The 14887-nt window shown below is 67.2% G+C and carries 9 protein-coding genes; 5 read left to right on the plus strand and 4 right to left on the minus strand.

Annotation, left to right across the window (positions count from 1 at the left end; genetic code table 11):
• Positions 1 to 7 precede the first annotated feature (7 nt).
• The 3 genes from IBX18_RS13505 to IBX18_RS13515 form a co-directional block, all read right to left on the minus strand.
• The gene (locus IBX18_RS13505) at positions 8 to 1348 is read right to left on the minus strand and encodes a hypothetical protein (RefSeq protein WP_194834032.1); all 1341 of its coding nucleotides are present in this window, start codon (positions 1346 to 1348) and stop codon (positions 8 to 10) included.
• A 187-nt stretch (positions 1349 to 1535) separates the two neighbouring features.
• Positions 1536 to 2243: a siderophore-interacting protein gene (locus tag IBX18_RS13510; protein ID WP_194834033.1), complete on the minus strand. Its 708-nt coding sequence runs from the start codon at positions 2241 to 2243 to the stop codon at positions 1536 to 1538.
• Positions 2244 to 2350: 107 nt separating this feature from the next.
• Entirely contained in the window at positions 2351 to 2833 is a 483-nt protein-coding gene (locus IBX18_RS13515) for a hypothetical protein (RefSeq protein ID WP_194834034.1), read from the minus strand.
• A gap of 179 nt (positions 2834 to 3012) precedes the next feature.
• Between IBX18_RS13515 and IBX18_RS13520 the strand changes: the two genes are divergently transcribed.
• The gene (locus IBX18_RS13520; protein ID WP_194834035.1) at positions 3013 to 4293 is read left to right on the plus strand and encodes a SidA/IucD/PvdA family monooxygenase; all 1281 of its coding nucleotides are present in this window, start codon (positions 3013 to 3015) and stop codon (positions 4291 to 4293) included.
• Positions 4294 to 4319: 26 nt separating this feature from the next.
• Here the strand turns inward: IBX18_RS13520 and IBX18_RS13525 are convergent, their stop codons facing one another.
• Positions 4320 to 4985: a GNAT family N-acetyltransferase gene (locus IBX18_RS13525; protein WP_194834341.1), complete on the minus strand. Its 666-nt coding sequence runs from the start codon at positions 4983 to 4985 to the stop codon at positions 4320 to 4322.
• A 135-nt stretch (positions 4986 to 5120) separates the two neighbouring features.
• Between IBX18_RS13525 and IBX18_RS13530 the strand changes: the two genes are divergently transcribed.
• The 4 genes from IBX18_RS13530 to IBX18_RS13545 are packed head-to-tail and all read left to right on the plus strand — an operon-like array spanning position 5121 to position 14836.
• Positions 5121 to 5876, plus strand: a complete 756-nt coding sequence (locus tag IBX18_RS13530) for a thioesterase II family protein (protein WP_194834036.1) — start codon at positions 5121 to 5123, stop codon at positions 5874 to 5876.
• 26 nt (positions 5877 to 5902) lie between these two features.
• Entirely contained in the window at positions 5903 to 7228 is a 1326-nt protein-coding gene (locus IBX18_RS13535; RefSeq protein WP_194834037.1) for a polyketide synthase, read from the plus strand.
• Positions 7221 to 10298 (plus strand): nocobactin polyketide synthase NbtC, encoded by a 3078-nt coding sequence (gene nbtC / locus IBX18_RS13540; RefSeq protein ID WP_194834038.1) that lies wholly within the window; start codon positions 7221 to 7223, stop codon positions 10296 to 10298. The genes IBX18_RS13535 and nbtC overlap by 8 nt, the downstream gene beginning before the upstream one ends.
• Before the next feature lie 11 nt (positions 10299 to 10309).
• Positions 10310 to 14836 (plus strand): non-ribosomal peptide synthetase, encoded by a 4527-nt coding sequence (locus IBX18_RS13545; protein WP_194834039.1) that lies wholly within the window; start codon positions 10310 to 10312, stop codon positions 14834 to 14836.
• Positions 14837 to 14887 lie beyond the last annotated feature (51 nt).

Below are 14887 nucleotides of genomic sequence, written 5' to 3' on the forward strand. Positions count from 1 at the left end.
AACTGCACTAGGGCACGCTGAGTGGTTCCCGCAGGAACGCGGTCAACAGGTCGTTGGTCACCCGCTGCGTTTCTCGCGGACCTCGGGAACCGCCGATCAGTTGGGCCACCAGGAATCTGACTGGCTCAGCGAGGAATTGGGGAGCGTCGGTGAAGCTGTAGTGGTTGGCCTCGCTGATCTCGTGCCGGAAGACCGGTGCTGTCGAGCGGGCGAGCAACGATCCGTTGCCTTCCAGGAATTGCTCGTAGTGTTCGGTCTCCGCATAATCGCTCTGCACCAGTAGGAACGGCTTCGTCAGCGACTGCTGGGGCAGCGTGCCGTACAACGTGCCGTCGATATTCGCCGCGGCCATCAGCCGATGGTCGCCCGCCAGCGCTGCCGCCGCGGCCGCGCCACCGAACGAATGCCCTACTGCGGCAATATGTCCGGTATCGAGTCGATCGGAAAGGCTCGGCCCCAGCGTATTCGGGCGTTGTAGCTGATCGACCACGAAGCGCAGATCGGCCGCGCGAACGTCGAGTTGTCCGCTCATATAGCGCGATTGGTCCGGATCGTCGTCCAGGAAGTGCGGGCGCGGTGTTGCGAGGGTGCCGTCGGCGAGTTCGGTGACCGCGACCTCGTACGGATGATCAACGGCGAGCACCACGATGCCCCGGCTCGCGAGATCGGCGATCAACCCGGTGTAGAACCCACGCGGAGCACCGTATCCGGGCGAGAACAACACGACCGGCCAGCGTTCGTGGTCCGGGCTGACCGGGACGTCCAACCGGGTATGGGTATCGATACGGTGGTAGCCGCGCATGAGGTATCCGGGCAGCAGCGAGACCTGCTTCGGCAACCGGTCCAGCCCGTCGAGATACGGCGAGGATCGACCCTTCGCTGCCGGGTCGGCCGGATACCAGGCCTGCACAACGACATTGCGCCGGTCCTCGACCGAGTCCGTTGCGGGCTCGGGTCTGTCCCGGTCGACCCAGCGAAAGATCTCGGTACCCACCGCGTACGGTCCGCTCGGCCGCGGCAGGGCCGGCACGGGAACCAGCGACCACGCAAGCACGGCGGGCAGCGTCAGAAACCCCACGCCGACTCGGGCACTGGTCAGCCACCGACTGCGTGGCCCGTCGACGCGTCGTTTCGACTGCCGGACAACGAGTCCGACCGTCGCACCGAACAATAGGTAGGTGGGCGCGAACTGCCAGTAGAACCCTTCGATCAGGTGCTGCGTCACGCCTGCGGCTACCAGCCCCGGCACCGCGACGGAGCTGATCCGGCGCGCGCGGAGCGGAGCGGCGATCGCGGTCACCGCGAAGGCCAGGGTGGCCAGCACGAGCACCACGTCCAGGGTCGACATCCAGCTGACCTCCGCTCCGGATACCGGGCTACGGAGCTGCTGTGCGACCGGCCTCGAATCCGACTGTCAGCCTTGCGGACCGGCGGGGCACCGCGCGTCGGGCGCAGGTCGCGATTCGATTCATCCTGTGGGATGACCTATCAGATGCCCGGGTGAGTATCGGGCGAAGGCAGCTACGCCGCACGGACTACTTCCAGTACGCCTGATATTTCATGGCGGTTTTGGGCACACCGTGTACCTGCTTGAGCGACTTGACGATCGATCGAGTGGTGTGACCGTCGCAGGCCACCCAGGCGAACACATTGTCCGGGCAGTCGAGCTCGTGCGCGGCTTCGCGGAGCAAACGGCCGTCGTCGATACGTTGCACCCAGGTCACCTGGTGATGGGGCTTGCCGCGCAACGGAATCTGCCGGTCGGACTCGTACTGCCACTCCAGCCAAACCCTGGCCGGCACGTCACCGATCGCGTCCAGCAGCGAGTTGATCGCGGGGATCGACGCGGTGTCGCCGAAAACAAGGTACTCGCTGGGCGTCGCCTCGGGCAGTTGGAAGTCGGAACCGAGAACGGTCACGTCGAGCTTGTCTCCGGGGGCGGCGTTCTGGGCCCACCGAGCCGCATGTCCGTTGTGGATGGCGAATTCGATCGCGAAGCGGTCGCCGGCGGGATCGGGGTCGACCAGGGTGTATCCACGCTGGTGCAGCTTCTCGCCGGTGCTGTCGGGAAACCAGCAGCGCACCCATTGCGTCGGATGCACGGGATTGTCGGCGAGCAGACCACCTGCGGTGAAGCCGAGTCGCAGGTACTTGTCGGTGACGACTTCGGTCGACGTCACCGTGATCTGGTAGTCGGTGCCGCCCCATGCTTTGACGAGCAGACCATTGAATCCCTTACCCATGTCGTTAGGTTAGCCTAACGAAAGTCGATTGTCGCGCCGGTGGCTGTGTGCCGGTCCGTCGTCGCCCGACCGGCGACGACGGACCTTGTGCGGCAAGGTGGTCGGGTTCAGCAGGAAAGTCCGAGCGCCGAGGCGATGCTGCACTCGGACGCGCGGCTCAACTTCCAAGTGCCGTCGAGCTGCTTCCAGGACGCGTCGTAGTTGAAATCGGGGTAGCCCTCGGTGGTGACCCGCAACTGGGCGTCGATCCGATCGCCGGAGACGGAGGGGTTGACCACGTTGTACCGCAGGCTCGGCGGGGCGGCGAGCAGTATCGCGCCGATCTTGTCCATGGTCGCCACGCCGGCTTCACCGGATTCGAGCTCAGCGGCCCTGGCGGACCGTGGCGCGCCGGTGTTCACGGCGAGGCGCAGCTTGGTGGTCAGCTCGGCCGCGCTCGGCGCCGCAGCGTGCATCGGCGCCGAAAGTGGGGCCGCGAGCGCGGGCGAAGCGGTGATCGCGGTAGCCGTCGCGCCGCCGAGCACGGCAGCGGTCAGTGCGAATGTCGTTGCCGCACGGCGTAAAAGCGGCTTGTTCGAGTTGCTGGTCATCAATGTCATCCAATCGGTCACGGGTGTGAGTGCCGCCGCTATTTGCGGCACAGGTGTTCAATATAAGGTAAGGCTATGCAAACATAGCGACGAAGAGTTTCGGATTGTGGGCACCGACACGTGTGCGTCGGAATGCACGCAACGCGGCCGTTTGCGTGTCGGAGAAGAGTGGAGAATCGGTGGAAACGCTTCTGATAGTCGGCGCGGGGCCGAAAGCCCTTGCGGTGGCGACGAAGGCGAAGGTGCTCCGCGAACTCGGCCTGCCCGCCCCGCGCGTCGTCGTCGTGGAAGCGCATGTGGTCGGCGGCAATTGGCTGCCGAGCGGCGGCTGGACCGACGGTCAACATCGCCTCGGCACCAGCCCGGAAAAGGACATCGGCTTCCCGTATCATTCGACCTGGGCGCGCGGCCGCAACGCGGAGATCAACGCGGCGATGACGGCTTACAGCTGGACTTCCTTCCTGGTCGAGCACGGCACTTACGCCGAATGGGTCGACCGAGGGCGCCCGAATCCGCACCATCACGTCTGGGCCAAGTATCTGCAGTGGGTGGCGCGCCGGATCGACCTCGAAATCGTCACAGGCACCGTGCGATCCGTTGCGGCAGCGGTCGACGGCTGGCAGCTCACCGCGACCGGCCCCAGCGGTGACCCGGTCCAGTTGACCGGCGACAAGTTGATGATCACCGGTCCCGGCGCCAGCTCGCGCGCCATCGCCGACCATCCGCGGGTGCTGACCATCGCGCAATTCTGGGACCTGGCCGGTCGCCGCGCGCTGCCCGTCTCTTCTCGGGTCGCGGTGATCGGTGGCGGTGAGACCGCGGGCTCGGCACTGGACGAGTTGGTCCGCCACGGCATGCTGTCCATCTCGGTGGTCTCACCGATGGCCACGATCTACACCCGCGGTGAAAGCTATTTCGAGAACTCGCTGTTCAGTGACCCGGTCAAGTGGGCGGCATTGAGCATCCAGGAACGTCGCGACGTCATCCGCAGAACCGATCGCGGTGTCTTCTCGGTCCGTGTCCAGGAAAGTCTGCTCGGTGACAGCCGGGTGCATCATCTGCAGGGCCGTGCTGTTCGGGTAACCGAGCAGGGCGACGGAATCGCGCTGACGCTGCGCAACGACATGCGGCCCGATCAATCGCACGTCTTCGATCTGGTGATCGATGCGACGGGTGGGCAACCGCTGTGGTTTCTCGACCTGTTCGATCAGGACGCGACCGATCTGCTGGAGTTGGCCATCGGTGGTCGGCCGACCCACCAGCGAATCGAGGCATCGATCGGCTACGACCTCGCGGTCGCGAACCTGGACGCCAAGCTCTATCTACCCAATTTGGCCGCCGTCGCACAGGGGCCCGGATTTCCGAATCTCAGTTGTCTGGGCGAACTCTCGGATCGGGTGCTGTGTTCGCAGACAGCGGCCAAGGGAGCGCGGCCGCACTTCGCGCGAGCTGTCACCTGAGGATGCGTGCGCAGCGTCTACCGCGGTCAGCGTCGCAGTGTCGGCATGTCCACGGGCGTGCGCGGCTGGGTGTAGAGCGTGATCCGGCGATCGGGCCGGATGTCGAATTCCCCGAGACTAGGGGCGCCGAAGCGCTCCGCGACGCGCCGGACCGCGACATTGCGATGGTCCGGGTCGACCATGATGCGGCGGCACTTCGGCTCGGCCGCGAAAATCGCGGGCAACAACTGGGCGGCGAACGCTGCCATCATGCGACGCCCGGTCAAGTCCTGCTCCGCGGTGGCGAGATGCATTGCCACATCGTAGGGATCGGCGTGGTAGAGGCGGGCGATCTCATCTTTGGCCGCGCGGTACAGCTCCAGGTATGCCACGTCGCGCCGACCGAGCTCCGGTCGGTCATCGGCGGCGAAGTCGAAGCTGACAATGCATGGCAGGGAATACGTTCCGGCCAGCTGCGCGCGCAGGTCCTGCTCGCGCCGTTCGGCCGACCATGGTTGTTCCCAGGCTGCCAGCAGGTGTGGCCGGTGCATCCACTCGCTCAGCATCATCGGGTCGGATCCGTCCGGATCGGCGACCCGCAGGCCGAACGGTTCGGACACCGTCGGCAGCGGCGGGGCAGGCGCGGCGCGCACCTCGTCGGAGAGGTCGGTCTGCTCGCGGGCCAGGACGTAGCGCGTTCCGGTGGTGTTCATCATGTCGAGCTCCGTGGGTAGTGACTGAGCATTGAAGTGAGGTTAGCCTATGCTAACGTTCGCTGCGGCATGGTTGCCGTTGGAGTGCTGGCAATGCCGTCGAGGTGCTGGTAGCCGGTTATCTGGAGGAGTCGTATGTCCAACAATCTCGGGTGGATTCGCAAATTCCATAAACCCGCCGCGGCGGACTCGGCACCGTTGGTCGTCTTTCCGCACGCGGGCGCGGGAGCATCGACCTACCGCACCTTTTCCAAGCGACTCAGCGACGATTTCGACGTTGTCATCGTGCAGTACCCGGGACGCCAAGACCGGGCCGCCGAACCATTGGCAGCCAGTTGTGCCGAGCTCGCGGCGGGGACTCTCGCGGAATTCGTCGAATCTCCTTGGCACCGCGGTGTTCCGATTACCGTCTTCGGTCACAGCATCGGCGCGATGGTGGCCTTCGAGTTCGTCCGGCAGGCCGAGGCTGCCGGTGTGCCGGTGGCGCTGCTCGGCGCCTCCAGCGCGGTCGCGCCGGCTTTGGTCGCGCAGACCCCACCGCTGCCGACCGAGGACGACGCCCTGCTCGAGCGGCTGGTAGCGCTCAACGGCACCGGCGCCGAGGTGCTGGCCAACCGCGAGATCATCCGGCTGACCCTGCCGGTGCTGAAGGCTGACTACCGCGCGTTCGACAACTACGTCTGCGATCCGGAAGTGCGAGTAGCGGCCAGGATCGAGGCGATCGGGGGCGCCGACGACGAGTTCGTGACCGCCGCCGAACTGCGGCCATGGGTGGAGCACAGCAGCCGAGGCGGCGCGGTGACTCTTTTCGATGGAGGGCACTTCTATGTGCACGACCATATCGACGGCATTGCCGAATTGCTTTCCTCCGCAGCGGTTTACGTCAGATAAACCCGCTCGTTCACGTTAGGTGCACCATGGCAGTATCGGTTTCGGGGGACGAAAACGGCGTAGTCATCGTAGGAATAGGCGTCGAGGCGCCCGGCGGCATCGATAGTCCAGGGCAATTCTGGTCGGCGCTGGCCGGCTCGCGGGAACTCATCGGACCTTTTCCGCGGGATCGGGATTGGCCGCTCGAACAGCTATTCGCCCTCGGCGATAACCAGGGTTGGGCCGAGGTGTGCGACGCGGGTGGATTTCTGCGGGGTGCAGCGGAATTCGATCCCGGATTCTTCGGGATCACACCGCGCGAAGCGGTCGCCATGGACCCGCAACAGCGTGTCGGACTGCGCGTCGCCTGGCGGGCAGTTGAAGACGCGGGCTTGAATCCCGGTGCGCTGGATGGGAACGCCGCAGGCTGCTGGATGGGTGCGACGCCGTTGGAGTACGGCCCACGGATGGCCGAGGTCACCGAACACAGCGGCTATCGGATGACCGGCACCACGCTGGGTGCGGTAGCCGGACGAATCTCGCACAGTCTCGGGTTGACCGGTCCGTCGATCAGCGTCGACACCTCGTGCGCTTCGGGTTTGACCGCCGTGCATCAGGCGGCGGCGGCGATCCGGGCCAACGAATGCGAATGGGCCCTGGCCGGCGGTGTGTGCGTGATGGGTTCGCCGGGCATGTTCGTCGAGTTCGCCAAGAACAAGGCGTTGTCCGCCGACGGTCACTGCCGGGCCTACGCCGCGGGCAGCACCGGAACACTGTGGGCCGAGGGCGCGGGAGTCATTGTGCTGGAACGTGAGTCACGTGCCCGGGCACTCGGCCATCACATCTACGGCAGGCTGCTCGGCTCGCGGGTGAACCACAACGGCAAAGGGGCGCCGCTGGCCGTGCCGAACGCGCGGGCACAGGAACGATTGATCCGCGACACCCTCGCGGCCGCCGATCTCTCGGCCGAGCACATCGGAGTGGTCGAGGGGCACGGCACCGGAACGCCGGTGGGGGATCCGCTCGAATTGTCGGCCCTGATCCGGACCTATGGCGCGCCGGAGCGTGAGCGTGGGCCACTGCTCGGGTCGGCCAAGTCGAATATCGGTCATACGCAAGCGGCCGCAGGCATCCTCGGCCTGATCAAGGTGCTGTTGTGCGGGGCGAACGGTCATGTGGCGCCGAGCCTTTGGTCGGAGGATCCGACCGAAGCGGTCGACTGGAGCGCCACCAGCCTGCGCCTGGCCACGAAATATCAACCGTGGGATCCGGTGGACGGGGTCCGCTACGGGGCGGTGTCGGCGTTCGGTGTCGCCGGGACCAACGCGCACGCGATCGTCGGTATGCCCGTTCAGGAGGACAACAATGGGTAACTACCGGCTGCCGGACAACACCGTCCCGGTCCTGCTCTCCTCCGACAGTGCCGACGGCGTGCGCGCCGAGGCGGCGGCGATCCTGGCGTATTTGCACGACAACCCGCACACCACGCCGGAACGCCTGGCCGGCCAATTGTTTCGGACCAGGATCGCGCGCCGATACCGGGCACTGATCATGGCGACCGAGCGCGCGGATCTGCTCGACGCGCTGCGCGCCGTGTGCACGGACAGCGCGCACCCCGCCCTGGTGACTTCCGACGGCCCGGCCGCGCCGCGACGGATCGGTTTCGTGTTCCCCGGGCAGGGTAGCCAGCATGCCGGCATGGGCAAGCTCTACTACGAACTCTCGCCTGCCTATCGCGCGGCGGTGGATGACTGCGCGGCCCTGCACCGCGACCGGTTCGGCGATGACCGCGCGTTGCGCTATCTGCTCGGCACTGTGGCGGCGCCCGCCGGTTCGCTTCCGGAAGTCCAGCCCGCCAGGATGTTTCACCTGATCGGCCTGGCCGCGATGTGGCGATCCGTCGGGGTAGACCCGGTGGTGACTGTCGGGCACAGCCAGGGCGAGCTCGCTGCCTGTGCGGTCGCGGGTGCCCTCGAGACGCGCGACGCCGTGCTGATCGTGGCGCATCGCGCCGAGTTGCTCGAGCAACGGCTACCGCAGGAGTACGCGGTGGCGGTGTTCGGCACCGGTCGTGCGGACTGCGAGGAACTGCTGGCCAGGCATTCCGGCTGGGCGGAGGTCTCCGTGGTCAACGCGCCACGGCTGGTCGGTGTTTCCGGCGAGCGGCAAACCATCGCCGACCTCGTGCAATTCGCGACCGCGAAGGGAATCTTCGCCAGGCAGCTCCAGCTGTCCTTCCCGGCGCATACCTCGATGATCACCGGCTTGCGCACCGAGTTCCAGCAGCTGCTCGAAGACGAGTTCGCCGACTCCACCTTCCTGCCGAGCGAGATCGCTTGCTACGGAGCAACTCTCGGCGCGGTGGTCACGCAGGACCTGACCCATCGAGAGTACTGGTACTGGAACATGCGCAACCGCGTCCGTTTCGATCGAGCGATCATGGCGGCCGCCGAGACCGTCGACACGTTCGTCGAGATCGCTGAGCATCCGACGCTGCAGCCCGCGATACGGGAGAACTTGTCGGCCCGGTCGCCCAGTTCGCGATCGAGCGCGCGAGATTTCCTGGTCGTGGGAACCTCGCAACGCACAGCGGTGGGTCTGGCCGAGTTCACCAGGAACGTGGCGGAGATCGCGGTGAACGACGCGCATTACCCCTGGCAGAGCTTGCGCAGTGGGGCTGACGAGCGGGTACCTTCGCTGCCGCTGCGTGACTTCCCCGCGACGGTGATGAGCACGAAAAGGTTGTGGGCGCCGTACCAATCAGAGCCGCAGGCCGCTACCGTCGTGACAGCCGCCGCAGCACCGGTCCGGCTGCACGAGCAGTGGACCACCCTGGCTCAGCGATCACTGACGGCGCCGCGGACGGTGCTGCTCATCGACCACGACGAGCGCGACGGCGACTTGGCGGCGCTGCTGCACGCGCGTGCCCCTCGATTCGGCGCCGAAATATCGAGCAGTGCCGAAATATTCAGCAGTGCACAACAATTCGATACGGTCATGCTGTTGCTGCCGACGGTCGGCGCCACCGACGAGGCCGGCGCAGTAGCCGAACTCGCCGCGTTTGCCTCGGCCGCAGCGCGATTGACCACGCTGGCACCAGGGGTCACCGAATGCTGGTTGGTGACCACTGGAGCGGAGGCGGTCACGCCGGACGACCTGCCCGCGCTCGGTCACGCGGCGATCAGCGCGGCGTTTCGTTGCCTCGGGCTCGATCATCTCGGCGTCGCTTTCCGGCATCTCGATCTGCCTGGGGAGGTCGGTGACCAGGATCCGCAAGCGGTTGCCGACAAGATCATTCAGGCGGTCCATGTCGGCGACGAGCCGGAAGTCGCGATACGACACGGCAAGTTGCATGCGAAACGACTTGTCGTGGCCGAACGGTCCACTGCGCCTGCGCCGCCACCGCGCGACGTGCTGATTCTGGGTGGTACCGGACATGTCGGCCGCGAGTTCTGCGCACGGTTCGTACGCGACGGCGCGGACCGGATCACCCTGGTGAGCCGGACCGGTGAAACCCCTGCGCTCACCGAACGATTGCGGCAGATCCGCGCCCTCGGTCCGGCCGAGATCGAGGTGGTCGCCTGCGACATCACCGACTCGGCCGCGGTCGCGGGCTTGGCGCGCCGCTATGCCCAGCGGCCTGCGAGCGTCGTCGTGCATGCGGCGGTCGATTACGTGTGGTCCCAGCTGGATCCCGCGGCGGTGGGCCGGGCGACCGCGGCCAAGGTGCTCGGGGTCGGCGAGGTTTTGCGCGCGGTGCCTTTGGCCGACGACTGCACAGTGCTGCTGTGTTCCTCGTTCGCGGCCAGCCTCGGTGGTCGCGGGCAGGCCCTCTATGCGGGCACGAATCGCATGCTCGACGGCCTCGCTGTGCGGCTACGTGCGCAGGGTTTGGATTGTGTTGCGGTGCAGTGGGGTTTGTGGGGGCTGTCCGCTCAGGAGCACGGCGAGGCCGAGACCCGGGTCCTCGGCGCCGGTTTGCGCACGATGGACGCCGCGGCGGCGATAACCGCCGGCTTCACCGGCCGCAGCGCGAACAGCGTTGTCCTGTCGGCACAGTGGGATCGCCTGCGCGAGACTATCGAGATTGCCGGTCTCGCATCGGTTTTCGCGCCGGCGCTGACCGCACTGGCGCCTGCGGTCCCGCGGCCGGTACTCGCGGAGCCTGCGCAGGCCACAGTGGAATCGGTCCGAGCCGCAGACGTGCCCGTCGACTACGCGCAGATTATTCGGCGGGAAGTCGCTCGAGTGATGCTCACCGACGGCCGCGACGAGATCGACAGTTCGGTCCCACTGGTCGCACTCGGGTTCGACTCGTTGCAGGCACTCGACCTGCACGCGCGGCTCGCGTCGACGCTGGACCGCGACGTACCGGTGACGCGGATTCTGGCCGGCGCCTCGCTGGACGATGTCGTGCTGCTCGTATCCGAGAACCGAAGCTGAGGAGTCGCCGGATGACGCAGAATACCCAGGCGACCGTGCCGGACATCGAGGACGTGCTTGCGCTGAGCCCCTTGCAGGAGGGCCTGTTCACGCTGGCCAGGCTGGCAGGCGAGGGCGACCTGTATTCCTTCCAGTTCGTCTTCGAGGTGGCAGGCCCGGTCGATATCGCGCTGCTGCGTCGCAGTGTCGAGATGATCCTGCGCAGGCACGCCAATCTGCGCGCGTCCTTCTGGGACCGCGATCTGCCGAAACCGGTGCAGATCGTACCCACCGTAGCCGAGCTGCCGTGGGCCGAACGCAGCGTCGGCACAGCCGAACTCGACGATGTCGTCGCCGCCGAAGCCCGCGGCCCGTTCGAGCTGGCGCGTGGCCCTCTGTTGCGCGTGCTGTTGCTCACGCTGCCGGATCAGTCGCGACGGATGGTGCTGACCGCGCATCACATCCTGTTGGACGGCTGGTCCCTCGGCGTGTTCTTCCGCGAGCTCTATGCACTGTACGAAGCGGGCGCGGCGGCGGACGCGCTGCCCCCGCCACGTCCGTACCGGGACTACATCGGCTGGCTCGCGGCGCGCGATACCGACGCCGCACTGCACCGCTGGTGTGCCTACCTCGCCGAGGTCGACCCACTGCACCTGGCCGATCGCGCGGACGCGACGGTGAACACCATCGTCCCCACCATCGACACCTCGACTCTCGACCCGGCCGACACCGCGTTGTTGACGGCATGGGCGCGAACCAACGGGCTCACCATGAATACGGTGGTGCAGTACGCCTGGGCCGTCGTCCTCGGCAGGTTGTGCGACCGGCGCGACATCGTGTTCGGTACCACCGTTTCCGGCCGGCCGGACGAGCTGTCCGGCGTGGAAACCATGATCGGCCTGTTCATCAACACCATCCCGGTCCGGGTGCACGTCGGCGCCGACACCGTGCTGGACGGCTGCCTGCGGCTGCAGCGTGAGTCGGCACCGATGCGCGAACTCGCCTACGTGAGTCTGTCGTCGATCCAGCGTGCTGCCGGTTCCGGAGCCCTTTTCGACACGCTGTTCGTGTTCGAGAACGCGCCCATGGCCGATGTCCTGCGCCCCACCGTGACCGCGGACGGCACCCGGTTCCGGCCGATCACGTCGGAGAGCCTGACGCACTACCCCTTGGCGGTCACCTCGTTCCTGTACGAGGGGCATCTGGTCGTGACGATCGAGGCCGTGCAAGCGGTGCTCGGCGCGTTGTCCGGCCGCGATATCGGCGCTCGATTGCTCTCGGTGTTGCGGCAACTGCCCGTGATCGGCGAGCTCGGCCCCGACGCCATGGATATCCTGCTGCCCGGCGAACATCCGCAAGCCCCGGCAGCGCTCGCGCCGGATGTAGGTGAGGTCAGCGTGCCGGAACTGTTCGCCCGCCAGGTGGCGGCGACACCGGATGCGCTCGCGCTGAGCACCGAGCGCGGGCGGTATACCTACCGCGAGTTGTCCGACGCTGTCGAGCGGATGGCCGGAGCATTGACCGTTCACGGCGTCGGCCCGGAAGATGTTGTCGCCCTTGCTCTCCCTCGTTCTGCGGAGTCGATCGTCGCGATCCTCGCGGTGCTCGCCAGCGGTGCGGCCTACGTCCCGGTCGACCGTGAACTGCCCCCCGCCCGCATCGAATCCATTCTGCGCCAGTCTCGTTCGCGGTTGGTCGTGGTGGACGATGCGGGCCTGCCCGCGCTCGACACTCTTGCCGAACGTCCGCGGGTGCTGGCGTATGCAGAGCTCGTCGACAGCGCGTCCGGTCTGCAGCCGAAACCACCGCGGCCACAGCACGGCGCCTACCTGATCTTCACCTCGGGATCCACCGGAGAACCCAAGGGCGTCCTCGGCACCCACGCCGCGTTGACCGCGTATTTCGCCGACCACCGCGACCGGGTGTACCGCCCCGCGGTCGCCCGGCTCGGCCGGCCGTTGCGCATCGCGCATGCCTGGTCGCTGAGCTTCGACGCGTCCTGGCAGCCGCTGATCGGACTGCTCGACGGACACGCCGTCCACCTCTTCGACGCCGAGGACATGCGCGATGCGCAGCGGCTGGTCGCCGGCGTCCGGCGGCACCGGCTGGACATGATCGACACGACGCCGTCGATGTTCGCTCAGCTCGCCGCGGCCGGGCTGGTCGACGCGGACACGCCGCTGTCGGTCCTCGCGCTCGGTGGCGAAGCGATCGGTGTGCCGCTGTGGCAACGACTGTGCGCCCTCGCCGATATCGCCGTGCACAACTGCTACGGCCCCACGGAGACGACGGTGGAGGCGGTGGTCGCCGCGGTGGCCGGACCGGATGCGGAACCGACCATCGGTACGCCGGTCACCGGGATGACCGGCTACGTCGTCGATTCGCGGCTACGCCAGGTCCCGATCGGGGTGGCCGGTGAATTGTATTTGTCCGGTGCCCAGGTGACGCGCGGGTACGTAGGGCAGCCGGGAATCACCGCCGAGCGATTCGTCGCCGACCCCTTCCGAGCGGGTGCGCGAATGTATCGCACCGGAGATCTGGTGCGCCGCATGCCGAATGGTGAGCTGGCCTACCTGGGGCGTGCGGACGACCAAGTCAAGATTCGCGGCTATCGGATCGAGATCGGCGATATCGAAAGCGCGTTGCTCGCGCTGCCCGGCGTGCGGAACGCCGCGGTGATCGTGGTGCGCAAGGCGGGTGGACCCGCATTGCTCGCCTGCGCGGTCGGTGCCGGACTGAGCCCTGCGGAACTGCGCAGCGCGCTGGGTGAGCGGTTACCTGCCTACATGGTTCCGTACCGGATCCTGGTCGTCGCGCAGCTGCCGGTGACCGGCAACGGCAAGCTCGATGCCAAGCGACTCGAGCTACTCGCCGAGGAGTCGGCCGCGGAGACTGTGCAGGCGCGACCGCGCAGCGCGACCGAACAGCGCCTGTGCGCCGCCGTAGCCGAACTGTGCGGCGGTGTGGTGCCCGGAATCGACGACGATCTGGTCGGTCTCGGTCTCGACAGCATCGTGGCGATAACCCTGGTGAACGCGCTACGCCGGGAAGGCATTTCGATCAGTCCGAAGCTGGTGCTCGGCGCGTCGACGATTCGTGAGCTCGGCGCGCGCGTCGACGCGACCGTGCGCGCCGAACAGGTGCCGAGGACGCGGGACTACGGCGTCGTCGGTCCGGTACCGATCGTGTCGTGGATGCACGAGTACGGCGGCTATCGCAGGCTGGGTCTGAGCAATCTGCTCGAACTGCCCGAGAACATCGACCGAGCCGGGCTGACCTCGGTGTTGCAAGCCCTGCTCGACGGGCACGACCTTCTGCGGTCCGTATTCACCAGCACGACAACGGGATACGAGCTTGTCACGCGCGCACCCGGCAGTGTGCGGGCAGCGGACATCTTGTCCATGGTCGAGGTCGGGACGGACTTTCCGGCGGCGCTGGCGGCGCGCAGTCGTGCGGTCCTCGACGAGATCGATCCGCACACCGGTGACATGCTGCGGACGGTGTGGTTCGTCCGGCGCGACGCCCCGGACGTACTGCTACTGACCGTCCATCACCTGGCCATCGACCCGGTTTCCTGGCATGTCCTGGGCGCCGACCTCGCCGCGAGCTGGGCGCGCATCGTCGCCGGGCACGCGGCGACCCCGCCGGTCGAACACGTCGACTACCGGCAATGGGCCCGTCGGCTCCGCGAACGCGCGGGCACCGCAGCGGTTTCGGCGCAGCGGGAGTACTGGATCGGCCAGGTTGCCGCGCCCGACCCGGTGCTCGGCACCCGGTTGCCCGATCCGGCCTCCGATACCTGGTCTTCCTATCAGGTGCACCCGGTGTCCGCGTCAGCGGAGATGACCGCGTCGATCCTGGATGGACTGCGTCGCAGCACCGCGGGCGTGCGGGAATTCCTGCTTACCGCGCTCACCATGACCTTGGCGAGTTGGCGCACCGAGCGCGGTCAGGACGCGACGGCGGGAACCTACCTGGCGCTCGAAGGGCACGGCAGAGAGGACGCGGTGCTCGGCGCGGACATCGACACCGCGCACACGATCGGGTGGTTCACCAGTATCATGCCCGCCCGGCTCGGCGTCGGCGGCGATTGCGTGGATGTGATCACCGCACAGCGGGATCCGGGCCGCGCCTTGGCTCTGCTCGATGCTGTCACCACGCACTTGGCCGACATGCCGAACAACGGCATCGACTACGGCGTGCTGCGCTATCTGGATGCGGCACCCGAGCTGGTCGACGCGCCGCAGCCGCAGGTCCTGTTCGACTACCTCGGTCGCTTCGACCTGACCGGGGCGGGCAGGCCGTGGGCGCCGATCCCCGACCCGGTGCTGCACGGCTGCCTGCCGCTCGTCGCCGAGCCGGACTTCCCGCTGCGCTACGCCCTCGACGTCATCGCGGCGGTGCGCACCACCGCGGACGGTCCGGAGTTGGTCACCTACCTGCGTTGGAGCGACGCGATATTCACCGCGGAGGCGGCGCGACGGCTGGGCGAGCTCTGGCACGCCGCCGTCGACGCCATGGACCGCGGGCTGGCCACGGTTGCCGTCGGCGCCGATTGATCGGCGGTCCACGCGCCGTTCAGCCGTATCGAATCCACACCTCGAAGGACC

The organism is Nocardia sp. XZ_19_369, from assembly GCF_015355715.1.
In the GTDB taxonomy this organism is placed as follows: Bacteria; Actinomycetota; Actinomycetes; order Mycobacteriales; family Mycobacteriaceae; genus Nocardia.

Bases quoted from the DNA above. Each gene is read 5' to 3' on its own strand.
- nbtC (WP_194834038.1), top strand. From the start codon at position 7,221: ATGGGTAACTACCGGCTGCCGGACAACACCGTCCCGGTCCTGCTCTCC.
- IBX18_RS13525 (WP_194834341.1), bottom strand. From the start codon at position 4,985: ATGAACACCACCGGAACGCGCTACGTCCTGGCCCGCGAGCAGACCGAC.
- IBX18_RS13510 (WP_194834033.1), bottom strand. From the start codon at position 2,243: ATGGGTAAGGGATTCAATGGTCTGCTCGTCAAAGCATGGGGCGGCACC.
- IBX18_RS13515 (WP_194834034.1), bottom strand. From the start codon at position 2,833: ATGACCAGCAACTCGAACAAGCCGCTTTTACGCCGTGCGGCAACGACA.
- IBX18_RS13545 (WP_194834039.1), top strand. From the start codon at position 10,310: ATGACGCAGAATACCCAGGCGACCGTGCCGGACATCGAGGACGTGCTT.
- IBX18_RS13505 (WP_194834032.1), bottom strand. From the start codon at position 1,348: ATGTCGACCCTGGACGTGGTGCTCGTGCTGGCCACCCTGGCCTTCGCG.
- IBX18_RS13530 (WP_194834036.1), top strand. From the start codon at position 5,121: ATGTCCAACAATCTCGGGTGGATTCGCAAATTCCATAAACCCGCCGCG.
- IBX18_RS13535 (WP_194834037.1), top strand. From the start codon at position 5,903: ATGGCAGTATCGGTTTCGGGGGACGAAAACGGCGTAGTCATCGTAGGA.